Annotated in this window: 23 protein-coding genes and 1 pseudogene; 19 read left to right on the forward strand and 5 right to left on the reverse strand. The window is 43.2% G+C overall.

Going from position 1 to position 23,206, the window contains the following annotated elements:
• Positions 1-38: 38 nt before the first annotated feature.
• Both Q9R46_RS10255 and lpdA read right to left on the reverse strand, forming a co-directional pair.
• A complete protein-coding gene (locus Q9R46_RS10255; protein ID WP_311279948.1) occupies positions 39-191 on the reverse strand; it encodes a hypothetical protein in 153 nt (50 codons plus the stop codon).
• The gene (lpdA, locus tag Q9R46_RS10260) at positions 188-1,594 is read right to left on the reverse strand and encodes a dihydrolipoyl dehydrogenase (RefSeq protein WP_311279949.1); all 1,407 of its coding nucleotides are present in this window, start codon (positions 1,592-1,594) and stop codon (positions 188-190) included. The genes Q9R46_RS10255 and lpdA overlap by 4 nt, the downstream gene beginning before the upstream one ends.
• Positions 1,595-1,802: 208 nt before the next feature.
• Here lpdA and Q9R46_RS10265 point away from each other — a divergent pair, with 208 nt between their 5' ends.
• From Q9R46_RS10265 to Q9R46_RS10290, 6 genes are all read left to right on the forward strand, one after another.
• Positions 1,803-2,396, forward strand: a complete 594-nt coding sequence (locus tag Q9R46_RS10265) for a TetR/AcrR family transcriptional regulator (RefSeq protein WP_311279950.1) — start codon at positions 1,803-1,805, stop codon at positions 2,394-2,396.
• A gap of 28 nt (positions 2,397-2,424) precedes the next feature.
• Positions 2,425-2,844: a GNAT family N-acetyltransferase gene (locus tag Q9R46_RS10270; protein ID WP_311279951.1), complete on the forward strand. Its 420-nt coding sequence runs from the start codon at positions 2,425-2,427 to the stop codon at positions 2,842-2,844.
• 65 nt (positions 2,845-2,909) lie between these two features.
• Positions 2,910-3,284, forward strand: a complete 375-nt coding sequence (locus Q9R46_RS10275; protein ID WP_311279952.1) for a DUF4180 domain-containing protein — start codon at positions 2,910-2,912, stop codon at positions 3,282-3,284.
• 248 nt (positions 3,285-3,532) lie between these two features.
• Entirely contained in the window at positions 3,533-5,137 is a 1,605-nt protein-coding gene (locus Q9R46_RS10280) for a xylulokinase (protein ID WP_311279953.1), read from the forward strand.
• Positions 5,138-5,143: 6 nt separating this feature from the next.
• On the forward strand, positions 5,144-5,395 hold the full coding sequence (locus Q9R46_RS10285; RefSeq protein ID WP_311279954.1) for a hypothetical protein: 252 nt from the start codon (positions 5,144-5,146) through the stop codon (positions 5,393-5,395).
• Between the two features lie 67 nt (positions 5,396-5,462).
• Positions 5,463-5,957 (forward strand): SMI1/KNR4 family protein, encoded by a 495-nt coding sequence (locus tag Q9R46_RS10290; protein WP_311279955.1) that lies wholly within the window; start codon positions 5,463-5,465, stop codon positions 5,955-5,957.
• Positions 5,958-6,137: 180 nt separating this feature from the next.
• Here the strand turns inward: Q9R46_RS10290 and Q9R46_RS10295 are convergent.
• Positions 6,138-7,031: pseudogene (locus Q9R46_RS10295) on the reverse strand (alpha/beta hydrolase fold domain-containing protein); the annotation flags it as partial.
• Positions 7,032-7,121: 90 nt separating this feature from the next.
• Between Q9R46_RS10295 and Q9R46_RS10300 the strand changes: the two are divergent.
• The 11 genes from Q9R46_RS10300 (at position 7,122) to Q9R46_RS10350 (ending at position 17,372) form a co-directional block, all read left to right on the forward strand.
• A complete protein-coding gene (locus tag Q9R46_RS10300) occupies positions 7,122-8,036 on the forward strand; it encodes a LysR family transcriptional regulator (protein WP_311279956.1) in 915 nt (304 codons plus the stop codon).
• A 179-nt stretch (positions 8,037-8,215) separates the two neighbouring features.
• Positions 8,216-8,743 (forward strand): GNAT family N-acetyltransferase, encoded by a 528-nt coding sequence (locus Q9R46_RS10305; protein ID WP_311279957.1) that lies wholly within the window; start codon positions 8,216-8,218, stop codon positions 8,741-8,743.
• A gap of 192 nt (positions 8,744-8,935) precedes the next feature.
• A complete protein-coding gene (locus Q9R46_RS10310) occupies positions 8,936-9,064 on the forward strand; it encodes a DUF6254 family protein (RefSeq protein ID WP_222128654.1) in 129 nt (42 codons plus the stop codon).
• Between the two features lie 245 nt (positions 9,065-9,309).
• Positions 9,310-9,930, forward strand: coding sequence for a DUF2239 family protein (locus Q9R46_RS10315; protein WP_311279958.1), 621 nt, complete (start codon positions 9,310-9,312; stop codon positions 9,928-9,930).
• A complete protein-coding gene (locus Q9R46_RS10320) occupies positions 9,927-10,358 on the forward strand; it encodes a DUF1330 domain-containing protein (protein WP_311279959.1) in 432 nt (143 codons plus the stop codon). Before Q9R46_RS10315 ends, Q9R46_RS10320 begins: the two co-directional genes overlap by 4 nt.
• A 26-nt stretch (positions 10,359-10,384) precedes the next feature.
• Positions 10,385-11,278, forward strand: coding sequence for an alpha/beta fold hydrolase (locus Q9R46_RS10325; RefSeq protein ID WP_311279960.1), 894 nt, complete (start codon positions 10,385-10,387; stop codon positions 11,276-11,278).
• Between the two features lie 252 nt (positions 11,279-11,530).
• Positions 11,531-12,535: an ornithine cyclodeaminase family protein gene (locus Q9R46_RS10330; RefSeq protein ID WP_311279961.1), complete on the forward strand. Its 1,005-nt coding sequence runs from the start codon at positions 11,531-11,533 to the stop codon at positions 12,533-12,535.
• A gap of 13 nt (positions 12,536-12,548) precedes the next feature.
• Complete coding sequence (locus tag Q9R46_RS10335) at positions 12,549-13,511, forward strand: threonine ammonia-lyase (protein WP_311279962.1); 963 nt, start codon at positions 12,549-12,551, stop codon at positions 13,509-13,511.
• 373 nt (positions 13,512-13,884) lie between these two features.
• A complete protein-coding gene (locus Q9R46_RS10340; protein WP_311280995.1) occupies positions 13,885-14,742 on the forward strand; it encodes an ABC transporter permease in 858 nt (285 codons plus the stop codon).
• An 18-nt stretch (positions 14,743-14,760) separates the two neighbouring features.
• A complete protein-coding gene (locus tag Q9R46_RS10345) occupies positions 14,761-15,639 on the forward strand; it encodes a carbohydrate ABC transporter permease (protein WP_311279963.1) in 879 nt (292 codons plus the stop codon).
• Positions 15,640-15,722: 83 nt separating this feature from the next.
• Positions 15,723-17,372, forward strand: coding sequence for an extracellular solute-binding protein (locus Q9R46_RS10350; RefSeq protein ID WP_397386375.1), 1,650 nt, complete (start codon positions 15,723-15,725; stop codon positions 17,370-17,372).
• Positions 17,373-17,474: 102 nt separating this feature from the next.
• Here Q9R46_RS10350 and Q9R46_RS10355 read toward each other — a convergent pair whose 3' ends face one another.
• A complete protein-coding gene (locus Q9R46_RS10355; RefSeq protein WP_311279965.1) occupies positions 17,475-19,115 on the reverse strand; it encodes a response regulator in 1,641 nt (546 codons plus the stop codon).
• Positions 19,093-20,823, reverse strand: coding sequence for a sensor histidine kinase (locus tag Q9R46_RS10360; RefSeq protein WP_311279966.1), 1,731 nt, complete (start codon positions 20,821-20,823; stop codon positions 19,093-19,095). The genes Q9R46_RS10355 and Q9R46_RS10360 overlap by 23 nt, the downstream gene beginning before the upstream one ends.
• Before the next feature lie 260 nt (positions 20,824-21,083).
• On the opposite strand from Q9R46_RS10360, the gene Q9R46_RS10365 reads away from it, so the two are divergent.
• Both Q9R46_RS10365 and Q9R46_RS10370 read left to right on the forward strand, forming a co-directional pair.
• Complete coding sequence (locus tag Q9R46_RS10365; RefSeq protein WP_311279967.1) at positions 21,084-22,124, forward strand: AraC family transcriptional regulator; 1,041 nt, start codon at positions 21,084-21,086, stop codon at positions 22,122-22,124.
• Positions 22,125-22,178: 54 nt separating this feature from the next.
• Positions 22,179-22,970, forward strand: a complete 792-nt coding sequence (locus tag Q9R46_RS10370) for an SDR family NAD(P)-dependent oxidoreductase (protein ID WP_311279968.1) — start codon at positions 22,179-22,181, stop codon at positions 22,968-22,970.
• Positions 22,971-23,206: the final 236 nt, after the last annotated feature.

The following is a 23,206-nucleotide window of genomic DNA, read 5'->3' on the forward strand; positions in this document are numbered from 1 at the left end:
AACCGCTCAATCTGTGATTCCGGAATATACAGATCAACTTAAAACGCTGCTGTATCGGGCTCTGTATTCAATACTCCCTGTTTGTTATTCTCCGCCTGACTTACGGCATCTGTACCTTTTGCAATCAACAAACCGCCTGCCAAAATAATGATTAACATAATAACGATATACAAGCCCCATTTAGATCTCATGATGTGGTCTCCCTCGTTGTCATTTTTTCCATTTTTCCACAAGCTTGTTCAGCTGCCTCCATAATGATCTCCCCCAGTGTCGGATGAGGATGAATGGTCATCGCCAAATCTTCCACCGTTGCTCCCATTTCAATCGCAAGAGACAACTCGGAGATCAGCGTAGAAGCTTCAGCCCCGACAATCTGTGCACCTAATACAAGACCCGATGCAGCATGAGCTACGATTTTCACAAAGCCTTCGGTTTCTTTAAGAGCAAGTGCACGGCCATTGATGGAAAAAACAGATTTTCCAACAACCATGGGAATGGATTTTTGTTTACACTCCGTCTCGCTAAGACCAACGCTAGTGACTTCCGGATGAGAAAAAACAACTAGCGGAATCGCTTTGTAGTCAATGATCGAGGGTTTACCCGCGATAGCCTCTGCTGCAATTTTTGCTTCATACGAAGCTTTATGAGCTAAAGCAGGGCCTTGAACGATATCTCCAATAGCATAAATATGCGGGATGGATGTTCTGCACTGACCGTCAATCTCGATCAACCCTTGCGGAGTAGGGGACAGACCTATATGTTCAAGACCTAAGGTTCCATCTGTGTTCGGTTTTCTGCCTACCGTAATTAACGCATATTTTGCTTGAGCAACGTGGCGTTCATTCTGAATCATATAGTGAAGATCGATGTGACTCGTATACTGGTCTGCTCCTGTGACCTTAGCTCCGGTTAAGATGGTTATGCCGTCCTTTTTCAGTTGACGAAGAACAGGTTCAACAAGCTCTGCTTCGAATCCGGGCAAAATCCGTCCGCCCCCCTCAAGCATCGTAACCCTGGTTCCAAATCTCGCAAACATCTGGCCGAGCTCCACGCCAATATAACCGCCGCCAACCACAACAAGGCTTTCCGGAATTTCGGGCAGGGATAGCGCTTCGGTGGATGAAAGAATCCGTCCGCCGAAGGGAAGAGCGCTTATTTCAATTGGACGGGAGCCGGTTGCCAGAATGAGATGTTTAAAGCTTATTTGCTGCTCAACAGTCTCTGCGCGATGAATCTTAGCAGTATACTCATCAATCAAGCTAGCTTCACCTTCCAGCACAGTAACACCTGCCGTTTTCAGCAAAAAACGCACTCCTCCGGATTGCTTATCTACTACGGCTTGCTTGAAAGCCTGAGCCTCCTGAAAGGAAACGCCTTGATCGACAGCGCCCCATTGCCTGCGTAAAGTAAAACGCTCTGCTTCACCGATTAGCGCTTTGGATGGAATGCAGCCGATATGCGTACATACGCCTCCGATCTGTTGACGCTCTACAATGGCTGTTTTCATGCCCAGTTGTGACGAACGCAGGGCGGCGACATAACCTCCAGGCCCTGATCCGATGACCAGGGTATCTACGGCTTCTAATAAATTCATAATGGGTACCTCCAAAATTAAAATATGATGATCGTAATATATTATAGTCATCATATTTTAAAGGAGTCAATACTCCATTTATAATCATTCTCCCTCCACTGAAGACATTAATCTATGAAATTGACATTCGAAAATATGATAACTATAATATTTAAAAAAAGGGGATCCATTGAATGCAGACATAGTCAAAAAAAGGAGAGGAAGCAGGATGCCTTATCCGAAAGGGCACAAAATCAAAGTCCGAAACCATATTATTACTAGTGCGGCTAAAGCGTTTCGAACCCATGGCGTGCGGAATATAAGTCTTCCATATATTATGAAAGGTGCTGGGCTAACACACGGGGGATTTTACTCCCATTTTGAAAACAAAGATCAGCTAGTGATGGAGACCTGCCATTTCGCTATAAGTGACACGATAGAGATGCTGCAAAAAGTTGCTGATAAAAACAAAAATGAAGATCAGTCTCCAATTGAGGCTGTCATTGATTTTTATTTAGGCTCCTTGCATCGGGACCAGACGGAAGTTGGCTGCATTTTGCCTGCATTATCGGGAGAGATTTCTCAATTGTCGGAGGATATTCGGCAAGCTTACACACAAGAGCTGCAACGTTTTATCTCGTTTATAACAACGATGGCTGGAATGGATGCTTCTTCTGGATATGCGCTGGTAAGCAGCATGGTGGGCACGGTTGCTTTGGCACGTGCGGTCAGTGATTCGAAGCTCAGTGATGATTTGTTACAAGCAGGCCGTACACAGGCCAAACAACTGGTGAATACCGGCTCCAAGTCACCACTAAATTGATGAGACAGATGGATGGGAGATTGATCGAATGATCATTAGAGAAGCGAGAAGTACAGACTATGCACAATTGAGACAAATTTATTTGGATTCCAGGCGGGAAAGCTTTCATTGGGCTAAAGCCGATGAGATGACTCTTGAAGACTTTGACCGGGATACATCGGAAGAAGAGATCCTTGTGGCAGAAGCAGGGGATCAAATCCTTGGATTTGCTTCACTATATGTGCCTGACCGTTTTGTTCATCATTTGTTCGTACACCCGAAAGCGGCCGGGAAAGGCGCAGGTAAACAGTTACTCCAGCAATCGATAGCCAGATTAGGAACACCCGTTACGTTAAAGTGTGTTTCAGACAATCATAAGGCGCTTTCGTTCTATAATAAGCAGGGCTGGAAGCCTGTTGTTGAAGAAGGCGAACCAGGAGCAAGATACTGGGTGCTTGTATATGAATAGATGCTAACGTATATTTAGATGATTTTTGATATTAGTTACAAATATGAGATGAGGGAGCAGCAGACATGAACATTCAACAAATAAACAAAAACGGAGTATCCGTAGCATACGTTACAAGTCATGAAAAATTAATCACGGATGTACAATCGGCCTTGGACTTAATGGCAACCGTTAGATATGAAGTAGCGGACTGTAACCTGATCATCGTTAATAAATCGGAAGTGAGCGAAGCGTTTTTTGATTTGAAAACACGTCTGGCTGGTGAAGTGTTGCAAAAGTTCATCAATTATCAGACCAAAATTGCGATCATTGGCGATTACTCAGGCTACACCAGCAAAAGTCTGAAAGACTTTATCTATGAAAGCAATAATGGTAATGATATATTTTTCGTTCAAGACGTAGAACAGGCTATTGAGAAATTAAGCAGCTTGAAAGCATAAAGCCAACAGATCGACAGTGTGGTTAAAATAAAGCATGAGCGTTCCTTCGATTAAAAATAATCGCATTATCGAAAGACATATCTTATTTTCATTTGCCAAAATATGGTTTTACATCCATTTCAGCAGGTGAGAATCGAGTATGTCTTTTTTACATTTTATTAAAACAACTTAGTTTATCCAATATACAAAGTGGCGTAAACATGTTATTATCACACCAAGTTCAAGTAAAAGGTGGTGCAGAGCTCATAATGAATCAGCATCTTAAACGAGCGATCCTCAGCGGAAATACCTCGCTTGGCATTGAATTTGGATCAACACGGATCAAGGCTGTTCTGATCAATAACACGTATGAAACCATTGCTTCCAGTAGCTATGAATGGGAAAATCAATGGAATAATCATTACTGGACCTATCACCCCCATAAGATGGTTCAAGGGTTGCAAGAAGTGTATGCTCAACTGAAGCAACAAGTTATGATGAATTATGGAGTAACGCTGAGCAGCATTGCTTCGATCGGACTATCCGGCATGATGCAGGGTTATCTTGTTTTGGATAGCGCGGGAGAACTGTTAATTCCATTTCGGACTTGGCGTAATCTCACAACGAGTACAGCAGCAACATTGCTAACCCGGGAATTCCAGTACAAAATTCCGGAGCGCTGGAGTATTGCGCATCTGTACCAAGCGATCTTAAACGATGAAGAGCATGTAAGGAACATTAACTATATAACAACGTTGTCGGGTTACATGCACTTTCTTCTAACAGGCAATAAAGCAATCGGTGTAGGGGATGCTTCCGGCATGTTTCCAATCAATAGGGTGACTAAAGGATACAATGAAGAGATGATCAGGCAGTTTAACGAATGGATTAGTCATAAAGAATATCCATGGAAACTTGAAGATCTTCTACCTTCTGTATATTCGGCTGGTGAACATGCAGGTTATCTTCATGAAGCTGGTGCGCGTCTCATCGACCCGTCAGGCGACTTACAAGCCGGAATTCCGTTCTGCCCTCCGGAAGGGGATGCAGGAACGGGCATGGTTGCTACAAACAGTATTCAAACATGCAACGGCAGTGTATCTGCAGGCACGTCTATTTTTGCTATGATTCTTCTGGACAAAGATATAGAGGTGTATCCCGAGATTGACATTGTGGCTACACCTGATGGAAGGCCGGTTGCTATGGTTCTTGCCAACAACTGCACGAGTGATATCAATGCATGGGTCCGATTGTTTCATGAATTTTACGAAGCCTTAGGACATAAAGCTGACGCCAATCACTTATTTCATGTTCTGTTTAATAAAGCGCTCGAAGCAGACCCGGATGGCGGCGGTTTGATGAGTTATGGTTACTATTCGGGTGAGAAAATTACCGGTATGACCCAAGGGCGTCCGTTATTTGTTCGTTCTCCAGAAAGCCGCTTTACGCTCGCTAATTTCATGCGGACGCATTTGTTCAGTGCGTTTGGCGCATTAAGGCTCGGAATGGACATTTTAACTCAGAGGGAGAATGTAAAGGTTGAGCATATCCTGGCACACGGCGGATTATTCAAGACGCCCCTGGTTGGTCAAAAAATGTGTGCGGCTGCACTTAACGTTCCCATATCTGTCATGCCGACTGCTGGTGAGGGCGGTGCATGGGGAATAGCCGTATTGGCCTCCTATATGGTTTGTAAGCAGAATAACGAAAGTTTGACAGATTACCTCAATTTGAACGTATTTAAAGACGTCGAAGCACGGAGGGTTAATCCGGACATTGCTGATGTGAACGGATTTAACCGATTTATGGAACGGTACACGAAAGGAATAGCTATTGAGCAAGCAGCAGCTGATCATTTTACAGAAAAGAGATGAAATCCATTGACCGAATTTGTTTGGGGAATATTTGTAGCAGATGCCTCTGCACACTTTCCTAACTTTTTTCCCATCGGCATGTACGGCACGAGGGAGCAGGCCGTGAAAGAAATCTATTCTTTACCCCGAGACCACAATTATCAATTGCTGCGATTGCCGCTGAATCAAAATTTTGCGTTCTACCACAAAAAAACGGGTAAGCTGGCAGGAATGGATTCGATCCGTCACGAACATTTCCATTTTAAAGATGAAGGTTGACTCAATACTGTTGCATTGAATAGTGCCAAATGTTGAATCTTGTGGCGGAGGGGAGGGACTTTACTATATGGATAAAACTATTCTGGAATTTGTGACTTGGGCTGAGTCAAACGGTTGGATTGTAACTCTTAAATCTGAATCTGGCCTCGATTTGGATCATCGGTTAATCACAAGATATACGGATATTCCCGCGGAATATAGAGCGTTTTTGAGTGCGGTCAACCAATGTATGACACCTAGCGAGCAGACTTGGTTCCTATGTGAAGCTGACTACAACAATCGCTCTGATTCAGAATTCCACTGGAATGAATATGAATTAATTAGCCTGGATGCAGCAATGGACGATGAGGCGTGGCGATCAGAAATCACGAGTTGGTGGGATCAGTATCTGCCGATTATGATGTCGGTTCGTGATGGTTATTCCTTTTATGCCATTGATCTATCCAATGAAACTGGTGCAGTTGTATACGGGGCAGAACCTGAATTTGAAGAGGTCAACAAAGTCGCAGATAATTTGCATCATTTTTTACGACAAATAATGTCCGATTCAATTAAACTTTAATAAGCAACGGTTATGATGTTGACGAGAATCCATATCCAACGAACCGAGTATTTGAAGGAAGTGCTGAGGAAGTTTAGAAAAGCCGCTATGGAGCGGCTTTTTAAATTTAGGTTTAGATTAGACTTTTTTACAATAACATCTTTAAAATATCTTTTTCCTAAAAGTTATCGATACTTCTGCTTATTTTTGGATAATCTCAACAATCTGTTTAAGCGCCTTTTTCGCTTCAGGTATCGGAAAAACGGGGAAGACATGATTCATTTTTGGATACTCAAAATAGTTTATGTCAACCGACTGACGGGCAGCTTTTTCTCTGAATTTTCGAGCATCCGGAAGGAAAAGTTCATGTGTACCAATAAACAGGGAAATCTTACCCAGATTTTTAATTTCTCCATGAATCGGACTCACTAAATAATGTGAACGAGATGTTTCACCAGCGTACCTCTTTCCAGCTTCAACCAGCATGTCCCAATTCAACATGGGCTCTTTATCAATCATGGCAAGGACTTGAGGGTTATTTAAGGTGATATCAAGCCACGGAGAAAGTAGAATAATGTCCTTAGGCTGTGGCAATTCTTGCTCTAATAAATATTGTGCAAAGGCTAGAGAAAGACCACCTCCGGCAGAATCGCCCATGATGACCATATTTTCAGGTTTCGCTATTTTTAATAGATGCTGGTACACCTTAAGGACACTTTCTATTGCAGCCGTATATTGATTGTCTGGAGCTTTCGGGTAGATTGGCACAAAAACCGTGCAATTCAATTGCTTCGTTAAGTTGTGCAAGAAATGCCAGTGCCAAGTTAGCGGTTGCTCAACATATCCTCCGCCAGGCAAATATAAGACAATTCGTTCGTCGGAACGAGAATTTGATTTTAGAATATACGTATCCAGAGGCAGGTTACCGTCTTTAGTGATGTTGTACTTCAGTTTAAGTTTAGCAGGGACCTGATAGGATTCGCTATTGATCTGACTGCGTTTCTCCATAAATTCATTTACGTCCAGCTTTTTTTTCGTGATTCTAAGCAATATTTCTACAAGAAAACTTCGTATACTCCGCATCATATCGCCCTCCTGTAATGAGAATACTTGATTTTAAACATAAAAGATATTTAAATATAATTTAGTATCATTAATATATATTTAAGGATAAGAGGAATGAACATGAATATTTCACAGTTGCAATATTTGCTTTCCGCTGCACAATGGGGTTCATTTACGAAAGCTGCAAATGTACATCATCTTACCGTACCAACCATTAGTCAGTCGATCAAACAATTGGAAGATGAGCTGAATACAGTTATTTTTCACCGGACAAAAAAGGGCGTCCTTCCAACAGCAGAAGGGGAGTTGATTCTCCAGCATGCGGCAGCCGTTCTCAAAAATATTGAACAGATGCAAGGTGCATTGCTTACTCTAAAAGAAGAATCCTTGGAGAGTATTACAATCTCCAGCATTCCGGGTTTTGTTCCTCAAGTGGTGCAAACGATGCTGGAATTGATGAAAACCTATCCGACACTTAGAGTTCAGATGATCGAGGGGGATACTCAGAAAGTCATGAAGGACGTTCAAGAGGGTCATGCAAATATGGGCTTGCTATCGTACCCAAAAAGCCAACGGAACACTTTATTTGATTGGGTCCCCATTGTTGAAGGTAACGCAGTATTGATCATGAACACCCGTTCACCTTTACGGTTTTTCCAAACGATATCGCCTGAAGACTTACATAATGAAGTATTTGTCCTATATAAAGATGAACAGATCGAAACTATCGCACACACGTTAATGTCCGCCAATCATACCAACCGTATCGCCTTGATTACCAACAATATGGATGCATTATGTCAAATGATTGTTTATGGAAATGCCATCACGATTGCTCCCGATTTTATATTAAATGCGTTGTCTTCGATCTATCTGGAACAATTAGTCACGGTTCCTTTGCAACAATTCAGCGCAGAGAAGGCAGTTCTGGGAAGAATCACACGAACAGATGAACCCATTTCTAAAATGACGGGAGAATTTACAACCAAGCTGGCAAATCTCGTGCAAAACGCAAAAGGCTCTTCGTTGGATTAATCCAGCATGAGCATACTACTATTGTTTATGTAAGAAACAAGTTAAATTGTACTCTGCCTATTAGCGATAGATTCTACACAATATACTAATGATATTCATACAATCTAATCGCCAGGATAGCATAGGTGTCCGGCCAACTAAGGGCTCTGAAAAGACAACAATATATTGCGGAGGTTACGATGAAGGCGACAATTCAACAAATAACAGATACCAACAAAGAACCATTTGAAAATTTATTTAATTATTATCTCTATGAGCTTTCCGCTTACTCACAGGAGGATGTTGGAACAAAAGGTACATTCGAAATGGAGGATATCTCGCCATATTATAAGGATGAACGGTTGTATCCTTATTTCATCACATATAATGAAAAAATGGTTGGATTTATTCTGGTTACTTCTCCTCCCTATGTTGCAAATGAAGTGGACTATTCGGTGCAGGAGCTATTTGTATTGCCCAAATATAGAGGCTCGAATATAGCCAAAGATGCTGTCATGCAAATCTTCAAAATGTATTCGGGTCGGTATGAGGTGGGGATGTTCAAATCGAATATGAAGGCTGTTAAGTTCTGGACAAAATTGTTATCAACACTTGATGTTTCGGTCTCCGTAGAAGATAGTTCCATTGAAATTCAAGGAAATGTATTGCAGACGATTGGTATGAAATTTACGGTGTCCTGCGAGTCTATTTACAACATTCAGAATTAACATAGTCTGAAATTAGAGCAGAGTAGTCGATTTATAATATTCATATAATATGGCCTACTAAACAAGTAATCATTTTTTTCGAAACAGCAGTCTACTTCAGACTGCTGTTATTTGTAGTATGAATGAAAGTCACTTGTTCAAGACATCCTACAGAAGTAGTACCATTCTCATTTCCTGAGGAGGAGATCTTATATGGCTCGCCAGAAGAAAAGGCAGGAAGCTGCTTGGAAGTCACGTAAGCAAGAACAGCACCCTCATGGTAAAATCAGATCGCTCAAAGAAATATCAAGCGAATATGAAGAGAAGAATACTACGGACTAAAAGCATGACTGTCGGCGATATTTGCCGACAGTCATTTTGCATTTATATTTGATTTTTAACAGCATTTTTATATGCAATATGTTCTCCTACGGCAGTCAGTGAAATAGTTGCTTTTGTTACTGTGAGGGGATTTTTTATGCGAAAAGAAGCCTAGGTACTGATACGTAAATTTTACCCAGGTAATATTGACTTTATATTTTCACCCGGGTATAATTCATTAAGAAGTTCATTAAAGGAGGGTTACCATGCAGGATTCACCTGTCGAAATAAACTGCACTGCCTTTGTAGGCAGAAAACATGTCGCCAGTGGCACATTACGAGACGTTGTTAAAGTCATAAAAGAAAACTGGGAAAAGAGTGAATTCGTTGATTTGCTTATTTTTGACGATTCTACTGGAAAACCAGTAGATATTGATTTTCGAGGAAGCTTAGAGGATGTATTAGACCACCTTAACGGCAAGCCCGGACCCGTAACGGATACCAAAGAGAATAAACAACCCGTTCGCAGAGCCGGACGACCCAAACTAGGCGTAGTATCTGGTGAAGTCACTTTACTCCCCAGGCAGTGGGACTGGCTTAAAGCTCAACCCGGAGGCGCTTCGGTAACCCTGCGAAAACTGATTGATGAGGCTCGCCGTTCAGGGGAGAACGGAAACAAAGTTCGTGCGGCACAGGAAGTAACCTATCATTTCATGACGGCAATGGCGGGGGATTTCCCTCAATACGAAGAGGCTTTGAGAGCACTATATGCAGCGGATGAAAATCGTTTCTACGAATCGATTAATCATTGGACACCCGATATCAGAGACTATATTAAGTCTTTAGCCAGTAATGCATTCACGCAGGAAGAGAGTAGAACAACATGACTGAACCCATCCGATTCATTGAACCTACTCAGAGCAGCGGCATGAAGCTTGTGCGACGAAACATGCCTGGCAGTATATTCATGTTGAATTTATTGAGTTTTCGCGAGGTCGCAAACTATACGTCCCATCCTGAACTAGCCCCTGAACAACCTATAAGCGGAGCAGAAGCTTTTCAGCGTTATATTCAACATACGCTCCCGTTTTTACAAGAAAGTGGAGGCGAGATCGTTTTTATGGGAGAAGGCGGGGAATACCTGATTGGTCCCGAAGCTGAACAATGGGATTTAGTGATGCTGATTCGTCAGAGCAGCCTAGAGTCATTTATGGCCTTTTCGAATCATGCATCGTACTTGAAAGGAATCGGACATCGAACTGCGGCAATCGAAGATTCCCGATTACTGCCTCTCTCAGAGTTGCCCAAATTTTAATTTTTATTTTTAAGGAGAACATCATAATGAATACATTAAGAGTAAACGACATTGATATTGCCTATGACAGTTATGGCAGCGAAAAGAATGAAACCATTCTATTAATTGCAGGGCTCGGCACACAGATGATTCGTTGGACGGTCCCATTCTGTGAGATGTTAGCAGCACGTGGATTTCGAGTGATTCGTTTTGATAACCGAGATACAGGGTTATCTACACATTTTAGCAATCATGCCACATTAGATTTCGAAGCATTGGCCAAAACACTCATGTCGGGAAAACGACCGAAAATTCCTTACACACTTGATGATATGGCTAATGATACGATTGGATTATTAGATGCCCTTGGGATTGTAAAGGCACATGTTGTTGGGCGCTCAATGGGTGGTATGATTGCCCAGCTTGTGGCCAGCCAATATCCCGAGCGTGTTCTCTCGCTTACTTCAATAATGTCGACTACAGGTAACCCGGAACTTCCACCAACATCCCCAGAAGTCATGGCGTTAATGACTCGGCCAGCACCAAATCCAATGGAGGATGAAGCGGGGTACTTTACTCACAGCATAGCTTTTGCCAAACGTATTGCGGGAACAGCTTTTCCTTTCGATGAAGATGAGTATCGTTCACTCATTCGAGAAGAAATTCAGAGAGCTTATGATCCGGGCAGTATTGGCAGGCAAATTGCAGCTATTGCCGTTTCAGGAGATCGGCGTGCACGTCTGGCAAAAGTAAACGTTCCAACCTTAGTGATTCATGGCGTGGATGATCCGATGTTTGTTCCCGCTTGCGGCAAAGATACAGCCGAAGCCATCCCCGGTGCAGAATTTATGTTACTTGATGGGATGGGGCATGATCTGCCGGCTCAACTGTTCGAAACGGTTATTGACGGAATCGAACGGACAGCCCGGCGCAAAGGATAGCATATACATTGTACTTCAGACAAATATAGTGCCATATAATTACCATAGTTAAAGTTATGTAAACCATAATGAATAATCGTTGTATTCTCAACAAAGTTCAGCTAAAATAAAGCTACAAATTTTATATCATGCTTGTTTTTATCCCCGGGTAAAAACGATAAGAAGCATTGAGTCTCACTCCCCACTAGGGCCTACGTCATGTAGGAGGGATGAGATTCAATGCTTTTTTTGATAAAGAAGGAGGCATGCCAGATGCGATTTTTAAGTGATCACGATGTCAGACAAGGATTGAATGTACCGCAGGTGATACATCTAGTAGAAAACGTCTACAAGTCCAGGAGCGAACATAACACGGAGACTTGGCCGACCATCTTCTACGATTTTGTTCCAGGCAAGGCCGATATGGATATTAAATCAGGATATCTGAAGAGTGATAAGGTATTTGGGCATAAAACAATCACATGGTTTGCCGAGAATGAAGCGAAGCAACTCCCTACTTTGACGGGGCTTATAAACGTATTTGATGCCGATACAGGCAGACCCTTAGGCATAACCGAGGCATCCTTTATTACGGGCATACGTACAGGTGCTTCGGGGGCAATCGGAGCAAAATACTTGGCAAGAAAAGACTCTGAAACTCTCCTTGTCGTAGGCTCTGGCAATCAGGCGATCTTCCAAATCGCTTGTGCCTTATCCGTGCTTCCGAACTTGAAAACGGTATGTGTTGCCGCCAGGGACCAAGAGAAGCTGAGAACTTTTCTATACGCAATACCACGCAGACTTCAATCTGAATTTGGCACAAACATCGAGAACGTTACGTTTGAAGCAGCGGAATCGCTAGAAGAAGCTGTAAAAAGCAGTGATATTATCATCACCGTAACATCATCCCGAACGCCGATCATTAAGAGGGAATGGGTAAAAGAAGGCACACATCTTTCTTGCATAGGTGCAGATATGGCGGGGAAACAGGAGGTTGACTCCAACCTGGTGTCACAAGCCATCTTATATGTAGATGATCGGGAGCACTGTATAGAAGTGGGTGAGATTGAAATACCGCTGAAAGAAGGCAAGATTGCAGAAAGCCATATATGCGGTGAGATCGGGGATTTGATTTTAGGAAAAACAAAGGGAAGAACCTCAAACGAACAAATCACCATATTTGATGCGACAGGTATGGCGATTCTGGATATATATGCAGCGAAAATGGCATTGCAGACTGCAGAAGAAAGAAATCTCGGCATTAAAATAGACATCTAGAGGAGAATTTGAAATGACTTTTAGCTATGAACATGTGTTACAAGCATATGACCGCATCAAGAAACATCTGAAGCATACACCACTTGAGGAGTCATTCTATCTAGGTGATCAGAATAGGAGATACTTTTTCAAACTGGAGTCCTTCCAACGAGCAAAGAGCTTTAAAATCCGAGGGGCTTTAAACAAAATGATGACGTTATCCGAGGAAGAAAAGAGAAGAGGCGTTGCAGCCATTTCTTCAGGTAACCACGGTAGTGCTGTAAGCTACGCGGCTTCCATTCTCGGAATTCATCCCGTAAAGGTGATCGTTCCCGAAACGACGGCCCAAAGCAAAATGGATAAAATGAACTATTTCGGGGCAGCAGTGATGAAATTAGGGAAAGATTTTGACGAGGCTCATACGCTCGGCATGAAGTACATTCATGAGCATCATTTAACGTATATTGATCCTTACTACGATGATCCGGAGATTTATGGTGGACAAGGCACGATAGGCATTGAAATTTTAGAACAAAACCAGGATGTCGACACGATCGTCGTTCCAGTAGGTGGTGGGGGCCTGATTACAGGGATTGCGGTTGCTGCCAAATCGATCAAGCCGTCCATTCGAATTGTTGGAGTGCAAACCGAAGCTTGCTCGGCCATGATCAAATCTTACGAAGATCATACCTTATATGAACAATATCCTAGCGAGGAATCCCTCTGTGACGCACTTCTTGGTGGGGTTGGAAAACTGAGTTACGAGATGGCTAAAGATTATGTTGATGATTTTATTGCCGTGTCGGAGCATTCGATTGGCCAAGCCGTAAGTTTTCTGGCCAAAGAAGAAAAATACATTATTGAAGCAGGAAGCGCTACTGTAGTTGCAGCGATTATGGAACAGAGGGAACGAATCGGTGGTCGAAATGTCGCACTTGTATTAAGCGGTGGCAACATCGATGGAGACGTACTCCAGAGTATTTTATCCAAATACTAACCCTTACACTTCATACTAAACACTTGCGAAGTTGTTTTCGGTGAATTATACCTGTAAATCAATAACCCTCTTACCTCTGGAGTAAACGCTCTATAGGCATGAGGGTTATTTTCGTTCAACCGACGTGCCATATTAACAATTTGTTATCGAAGTTATCGTTTTATCATGTTGACTTCGGCGCGGTGAATCTATACTGAATATACGGAGATACAACAGAGCTGACGCCTATCTCTGCAGAACATAGAGAAAGAAGGGGAGCACACGAATGAGTAATGCCAAAGCCACCACACCCACGAAAGCCGATGTGATTCGCCCGAGTCCCCGGCGCAACAAACGAAAAAAAGGCTTTAAACGAACACTGGCACTGGATCTTATGCTCCTGCCAGCAGTTATCTTAACGTTCATATTTGCGTACATACCGATGGGCGGATTGGTCATTGCTTTTCAGGATTACAAGCCCTGGCTCGGGTTTGCCAAATCTTCCTGGATCGGATTGGAACATTTCAAATTTCTGTTCAGCATGCCTGAGAATGTGCAGGTGATCTGGAACACTTTAATTATTGCGGGAATGAAACTGATTGGAGGCCTGATTGCACCATTGGTCTTTGCGTTACTCCTTAATGAAGTACGGAAGGAAACCTTCAAGAAAAGTATACAAACATTCGTTTATCTACCGCACTTTCTGTCATGGGTTATTCTTGGCGGAATACTACTGGACATGCTGGCAACAAAAGGTATGATCAATCAGTTTCTTAGGGCCGTGTTTGGTCTGGAACCTATCTTTTTCCTCGGAGAAGGTACCTGGTTTAGAATCGTCGTGGTCACCAGTGATATCTGGAAAGAATTCGGATTCGGCGCGATTATCTTTCTAGCCTCTCTCGCAGGTATTAATCCGGCACTATATGAAGCTGCTGAGGTGGATGGGGCTAGCCGGTGGCAACAAACCTGGTCCATTACGATTCCTGCTCTGATTCCGATCATGATTGTCGTAGGAACGTTGTCACTCGGAAATATTTTGAACGGAGGATTCGACCAGATTTTCAATCTATATAATCCGCTCGTTTACGATAAGGGTGATATCATTGATACCTTCGTTTATCGGGTAGGTCTCATCGACGGGAAGTTTGGATTCTCGGCTGCAGTCGGGCTGTTCAAGTCGGTTGTCGGATTCGTTCTGATTGTGCTAGCATACCGTGCAGCTTATAAATTTGCAAATTACCGTATTTTCTAGAAAGGAGACCTTACCGGCATGTATCATAAAACAAAACCTTACAAAGTTTTCACCGTGTTTAACTATACGTTCTTAATTTTATTATCGTTACTCTGTATTATCCCGTTGATCCACATTCTCGCGGTCTCCTTCAGCGGTAAAGCAGCTGCCAATGCGAATCTGGTCGGACTCTTTCCGGTTGAATTTACTTTTGATGCTTATGAGAAAACATTGGCTAATGAAAACTTCATCCGTTCCCTATGGGTTGCTGTACAGCGAACCGTGCTGGGTACACTTCTCAGTATGATTGTTGTCATTCTGGCAGCCTATCCGTTATCTCGCGAAAATAGAAGTTTCAAACGTCGTAATATCTATACGTGGTACTTTGTGTTTACGATGCTGTTCAGTGGAGGCTTAATTCCATTTTACATTCTTATTCAGAAGCTTAATTTGCTCAATACGATGTGGGTGCTTATTCTTCCCGGAGCAGTATCTGTCTGGAATATGATTCTGTTGTTAAATTTCTTCCGCAATGTGCCTAAGGAGCTGGAGGAAGCTGCTTTCATTGATGGTGCAGGTTATTTTCGGACATTGATCTCTGTCTTTTTGCCCGTGTCGATGCCTGCCATCGCTACGCTATCCCTGTTCTCCATGGTAGGGCACTGGAACGCCTGGTTCGATGGTTTGATTTTCCTGACAGATCACGAAAAGTATCCTCTCGCCACCTTCCTGCAGACGATCATCGTTCAGCAGGACTTCAGTAAAGTTTCTGTGCGTCCCGAAGACCTCGAGAACATCTCACAACGGACGATCAAGGCGGCTCAGATTTTCATTGGCATGGCACCGATCTTGGTGGTGTACCCCTTACTGCAACGCTTTTTCGTTAAAGGGATTGTACTTGGTGCTGTTAAAGAGTAAGACCCATTCAGGGTTAACTAAATTTGATATGATATGGGGGAAACAACGTGTTTAAAACATGGAAAAAGCCGCTACGCATTCTGATGGCTGCTACAATGTTATCTGGTGTACTCGCAGCATGCAGCAACGATTCTACATCACAGAAAAATCCTAACGACAGTAATGAATTTTATTCCGCTCCGTTTGAGAATGGCAAGTATGTTGAACCGGTTACCATTTCGACGGTGTTCCCGATTACTAGCAGCTTGAAGTTCAAAAATGGGGAGAACATTGAAAATAACGTGCATACAAAGTGGGCTCACGATACACTGGGGATCGATATTAAGTACTTATGGACGGTCAGTGAACAAAATAATGCTTACCAGACCAAACTTCGTCTGATGCTCACATCGGGTCAGAAAATGCCGGATATTATCTCTTTCCGCGGTAGCCAAACATTAATTAGTGATCTAATTGAATCGGGTCAATTCGTGGATGCAGGAGAACTGTTCGATAAATATGCTTCGGATACGTATAAAAAAGCGATGGCGGAAGATCCAAATGTATGGAATCCCTACATCCGTGACGGTAAACGAATGGCAATCCCTATTCTGGAGAACGCTTACAACAATGATCCAGTGATGTACATTCGTGAAGACTGGCTTAAGAAGTTGAATCTGAAAGCACCAACAACATTAGATGAATTGGAAACGGTAATGGATGCCTTCGTCAATCAAGACCCGGATGGAAACGGGAAGAAGGACACCGTTGCTCTCTCTGTAGGGTTCAAAAACAATTTGAACACATGGATGGCAGAATCCGGCTGGATCTTTGGCATGTTTGGAGCGATGCCGAATCAGTGGAATAAAGCAGCAGACGGTTCGCTTGCATACGGCTCTATCCAGCCCGAGATGAAACCGGCACTGGAGAAGATGAAAGAATGGATGCAGAAAGGTTACATTGATAAAGAAGCAGGGCTGTATGATGAGCCCAAAGCCGCTGAAGCATTTACTGCCGGCAAGTCCGGTATTATCGTTGGCCCTTATTGGATGACAGGCTGGCCCATCCCGGATCTGCAGCAAAATGTGCCAGGTGCTGAATATAAAGCATATCCACTTCCTGCTGGTCCCGACGGTAAAATGGGACGCCACGGAACACCAATCAGTACGGGTGCCGTCCTCATTAACAAAGATATGGAACACAAAGACGCATTCTTTGTATACCAGAACTATCTGTTTGATCACTGGGCTAATCCGGACAGCACAACATTCGTGCACGGGTTTGCCAAAGGCTATGATTATGATATCGGCCCTGACGGTGAGGTATATAAAGAGCAGCAAAGCGACAAAATTCCGGGCGGCTGGATTGATGCGATCCGTTATTCATTAACCTTTGATGGAGCGATCATTCCTAACCTGATGATGAATACGTTAGCTGATCTTGCGAATGGCAAAGAGCCGACCACTCAGTATGAGAAAAACCTGGCGGACCGAATCCCTGAACAGATTAAGGCAGCCAAAATTGTCATTGATCAAAAAGATATTGTAATGCCTCAGATGTTCACGGGTGTACCAACGAAAACACAGGTTGCCAGAGGTGATCTGCTGACCAAGCTGGAGAAGGAAGTATTGAACAAAATCATTTACGGCCAAGCGCCGATCGAGGAATTTGATACTTTTGCAGAGCAGTACATGACTTCTGGAGGTAAAGAGATCACGGAAGAAGTCAATGCTTGGTATGACACAATAAAATAAAAAACGAACCGCGCTTCATGTACAAGGGATTTCATTGACCTGTGTACGTGAAGCGCGGTTTTTTGCTTTGTTTTACGCTAACTTTCTTCACGATACGCTGCTTTATTGCTCCCGGTAATCCTGCGGTGTCATACCGAATTTATCGCGAAACACCTTGATGAAATATTGGGAGTTAGCATACCCCAGTTTTTCCGAAATCTCATATACCTTATCCTGCGAGTGGTTGAGCAGGTAGAGGGCAAGATCCATTTTGACACTTAAAATATATTCACTTAAGCTGATTCCTTGAAATTGTTTAAACAGCTTGGAGACGTATACCGGATGCAAGGATACATGATCTGCGATCGATTGAAGACTGAGGGAGTGCAGATTAGAAGAAACAAACGTCTTGATCTGATGAATAACGTCATGTTGCTCATCAAAAGACTGTTCCTCCAGCTTTATACGTAGCCGATCAAGCGTGTTATCCGCCCAATCCGTAAGTTGGGAAACTGAACGAAAGGGCACACGGGGAACCCATTCGTTTCCTACCAGATCAGACAACAGCGCTTGATTTTTGTGGGCAATGTAATGAAAAGCCGATAACAATACAATCTGAATCTCATCCAGATGTTCTTCGGTTTGTTCAGGTAATGCGTCATAACCGGTCTTGATCCGGTGCATGCGTTCTTTGAACACATCCCATTGTCCTGTTTCAAGCAGATGATTAAAGGTAGGAGGTTCATACAAAATATGTAGGGAGCGTATGGAGACAGAGCGGCAGCTTTCCTCCAGAGGGAGAAAGTATCCGGTACCGTTACCTACTTGCTTTTTAAGGGCCGATATGGCCTGCTCGTACATGTCACGGATATCATGCTGGAGTGTACCCGTTTGGCTAAGAATAACCGAAATGCCTCCTTTCAGGTATTCATTGACATTGTGATGCAACTGCAGGGAAAGATGGGTGAGATCTTGATTCTGCTTCGTAAGCTGCTTACTGTGATTCGTCTCTGGTGAAGTATCACTTTCGTTTGCTCCAGGTCCAGCGGGCTTTAACAAAAAGACCAAATAATCGTAATGATCCCTGCAGTGCCAGGTATGAAAAGCCGTATTAAATAACTCACACGCAATGTTGGTCACAGCGTATTCAAACAATTGCAAACTGGTCGTCGTATATCTGGTGAAATGCTCTTCCAGCCGCACCAGAACAAGCTGTACGTCATCTTGGGCTTGGAAGGGCAGATGATAATGGCCCAACTTGTCGTTCAGAACATCTTCTGAATAACGATTACCTTCAATCAGTTGATTCAGTAATCTGTCCTTCAGCGAAGGCAAGTGCTCACGAAATGAGTTCATTGCCTGTTCATAAGACAAGGCCCTACGAATCTGCTCTTCAATGGACATCACTGTTTTTTCCAGACAGGATGCCAGCTTTTCGACATCCAGCGGTTTCAATAAATACTCGACAACACCGAATTTCGTCGCTTCTTTGGCATACTCAAACTCGGCATAACCGGTAAGCAAAATGCAGGGAAGGTTGGGTTTCACCGCCTTGATCTGCCGTATCAGTTCAAGTCCATTCATGACGGGCATTGAAATATCAGTGATTACAATGTCTACCGTCTGTTCCTCCAGAATGGATAATGCCTGCATGCCGGAGTATGCTTTGTGAATACGCTCAATACGGTATTGATCCCATGGAAATGAGATCTCAAGATCGTCAATCACATAGGATTCATCGTCAACTAACAGAATCTGATGCATCTGCGATATCCTCCTTATGTATAGTAATGATGCATGAGGTTCCTTCATATAAGGTGGACTCTATAGAGAGGCCTGACCGTTTGCCGTAGGTGAGCCTCAATCGCTGATTTACATTTCGGACTCCTGTTCCAATCTGTTCCTCTGGACGCGTTAATTCATCCATATGTTCGCTGATGAGTGCAAGCCGTTCTGCCGGCATGCCTACGCCGTTATCTGCAACCGCGATACGTATGAACTCCTGATCCTGCGCTGCACGAATTGTAATTTTCCCAGAACCCATGGAAGGTTCTATGCCGTGTTTGACACCATTTTCAACGAGCGGTTGCAGGATCATACGAGGAATACGAATAGATAGAAGCTGTTTTGGCACATGGATCTCACAGGTAATGCTTTTCTTTCGCATATGTATGATGGACATGTAATTGCTCACAAAACGAAGCTCTTCACCAAGCGTGGTATCCATATCTTCAATGCGGTGAATATAACGGCAATAGGAAGCCAGTTCCAGGGTCATGGCGGTTACAGATTCATAGTCTTTGACACTGGATTTGCTCTGAATATAGTTGAGGCAGTTATATAGAAAATGTGGATTGATCTGGGCTTGATACTGCTTCAACCTGGCCTCTTTTACCGACAGCTCTCCAAGTAGCACCTGTTCGATTAACGTCTGGGTATTCTCGGCCATTCTGTTAAACGACCGGCCTAATATACGAAACTCAAGAGTCTGCGTTTCATCAACACGGCTGGAGAAATCTCCCCGGTCAAAACGATCGATCGCTTTGCGCAGACGAATAATCGGTTGTTGGATCTGATTCCTCAGCGCCAGCGTGTACAACAGAGAAAGCAGGAGCAGCGCCACAAGGGCCAGCACAAACAACGTATTGTTACGTGAGATAGACTGTTGCAATTGATTGGTAAGATGGTAATCAATAAAGTACAAATCGAGAATGCTTGCTTTCATATAACTGATGAAATAATTCTGATCCTGAAATGCAATTTCGAAGAAACCGCTATCATCTATAATCTGTGGAATAACCTGTGCGTCAGCTTCGGCAAGTTGTGAGGAGCCTGCTCCCCGGATTGCTGTCTTAAAATGCGAATCATAAAGCATTGGTGTCCCGGAAGTATATTCAGACATCATTTTCTGCAGCACTTCAAGTGATATCCGGATCTCAATGTACATCGGACCTCGATGTCCCTTGGTAAGATGCGAATAATACCCCGTACCATCCTTGTTCATATGTAACGTCCATTTATCTAAGGGATCTTTGGACATGACGAACGGCTGAAATGAAAATTCACGATCCGAAGATACAGTAGCTTTCTCATCCGGATAATACAAAATGATCGTATTGTTCCATGCCGTTGAAGCACTGTTAAGAGCAAGCTTCTCCATCAGCTCCAGTTTGGCTTTGTATTTGGCAAAATCATTCCCGTAAGTGAGAGCATATGTGTACCCTCTAACCGACTGATCCTCGGATAATGTCAGCGCATTCATTAATACCTGCTCAAATTGATTAGACAGCTGGGACGACATGAACCGTACTTCTCCCAGCTTATTCTTCTGTAACTCGCGCTGAATTTCATCCACGTTTAATCGATAGATCCACCAGAAGATCAGGATGATTAGCACAAACATCAAAACCAGACCGAGCGCCAGCTTCTGAAAAATAGAGGCATTTTCTTTTGAGAACTTTTCCTTCAACATATTTTTTCCCCCTGTGCAGCAAAGAAGCATAATGACTATCTTTTATTCTACAGTATACGGCTGGATTAGGGGAAAGAACATGAGGGTAAGGGAGTCGCTTATGCCTTAAAGTTTATAAAACGGCGTAATTCGTTAGTCTGTTGTCACCCTGTGCTAGATACATATCAGAAAGTTAAGAGTATCATCATATTCATGAGTCAGCGAAGACAAGGAAGGTTTGTCATTCGAATATGTCAGTCAGCAGAAGGAGGTACAGATGAATGTCATCCTATTCCTATAACCGTATCAAAATGCCACAAGGTTTCTGGGAAGGGCTATGTCAGTTAGGTATTTCCTCACAGGATGTAGCTCGTAAAGCCGGATTACCGCTTACCATCATTTCCGAAACGACGGTAAATACCGCTCAATATTATGCTATTTGGCAAGCGTATTCTGACCTTGCAGGCGATATTGCCCAAGGGATCATCAATCTCGCAACCGGTTATGAAGTAACGAAGTATCCGCCGCCGATCTTAGCCACTTATCATGCCCGTAATTATCGCGATGCATTGCATCGGATGGCCAGGTATAAACAACTCTGTCCTCCCGAAAGATTAAAGATGGTTGAGGAGGGGGAGAGTTTTACAATTGATCTGGAATGGATCGTCACCGATCAGACTTGTCCGCCATTACTGGTCGGCATCACATTAGCATTCCTGCTTGAATTGGGACGGAAGGGAACAGGACGGACTCTTATTGCAAGTGCAGTAGAATTTACCCAGCCGATGGGAGATGAAAAAGCTCTCGAAGCTTATTTTGGTTGCCCGGTCCGGACAAACGGCAGTAGAAATCGGTTGACGTTACATCGAAAAGACCTGGATCTTTCTTTCCTCACCTACAATGAAGAGTTACTTGAGATTTTAAGCCCTGCACTGGATCATACGCTACATGAACACAAAGTAAATCGTTCCATGTCGGACATGGTCAAGTGGATTATGAAGCGTAGCTTAAGTGCCGGACGTCCAGAAGTACAAACCGTCGCTAAGGAATTGGGCATGAGTGACCGCACATTACAGCGCCGATTAATGGATGAAAAAACAAGTTTCGTACATCTGCTCACGCAGGCAAGACATGAACAAGCTCGGGTGTACTTGGCAGACTTATCACTTAATATCAAGGAAGTCGCATTTCTGATCGGATATGAAGACCAGAATTCATTTTACCGTGCATTTCGTGCTTGGGAAGGCGATACACCTGCCAATTGGCGAAGCGAACATGCGGAAAGATACGCCAAACTAGAAGATGCTTCTACAGGAAGATAAGCACTTATTACACTCAACTAGAAATCAACCAGACAGAAAAAGGAGAAATGGTTTATGGATATGGGATTAAAAAACAAAACAGCGTTGGTGACCGGATCGACAAAAGGGATCGGTAAAGCGATTGCTCTGGAATTAGCCAAAGAAGGGGTCAATGTACTTATCAATGGACGTTGTGCTGAAGAGGTAGAACGAGTCGTTCGCGAAATCAAATCTGCCTATCCCAACACTTCTCCTCAAAACGCGGTAGCCGATATTGTCAGTGCCGATGAACGTGAAGCTTTGTTCAAAACGTTCCCACAGGTCGATATTTTGATCAACAACACCGGGATTTATGAAATCATGTCCTATTATGATGTAGACGACACGGTATGGGAAAAGTATATTCAGACGAACGTTCTTTCCGCAAACGCACTGACCAAGTTTTATTTGCCAACCATGCTGGACAATGGCTTCGGCAGGGTCATCTTTATCGCGAGTGAAGAAGCTGTGATGCCTGGACATATGCCGCAATATGCTGTAACCAAATCCATGCTACTCTCTTTATCGAAGAGTTTAAGCCAATTGACAAAAGGTACGGAAGTAACGGTCAATACGATCATGCCTGGACCAACCCTTTCGGAGAATGTAGAGCAGATCATAGAGAGTCTCATCCAGGATGAGAGTCTGACCTTTGATGAGAAAGAAAAAACGTTCATGGCGGCCAATCTTCCCCAATCTGAGTTGCAACGTTTCATCAGACCAAGCGAGATCGGAAGACTAGCAACATTTGTATGCAGTCCTTATGCAACGCCATTTAAAGGTTCACCGATCCGTATGGATGGGGGAATGGTTCCAACCATTTACTAGTGAAGTTCCAGCCATAAGCAGTTTGCATGGATAGGAACTAACAAGAGATTATAAAAATACCCTAGCGGACTATCATTCGATAGTTCGTTTTCTTTTATTCGCTGATACAACAAGGAATAATATAAATCAAGATCGAATACAAGATAAGTAATTGTCTAATTTCCCAAGATTAACTACTGGGTTCCATTAAGACAATGTACCTTCTAAAGGGATGCTAATGAGTATCCTTTTATTAA

The organism is Paenibacillus sp. RRE4 (assembly GCF_031844205.1).
In the GTDB taxonomy this organism is placed as follows: Bacteria; Bacillota; Bacilli; order Paenibacillales; family Paenibacillaceae; genus Paenibacillus; species Paenibacillus xylanexedens_B.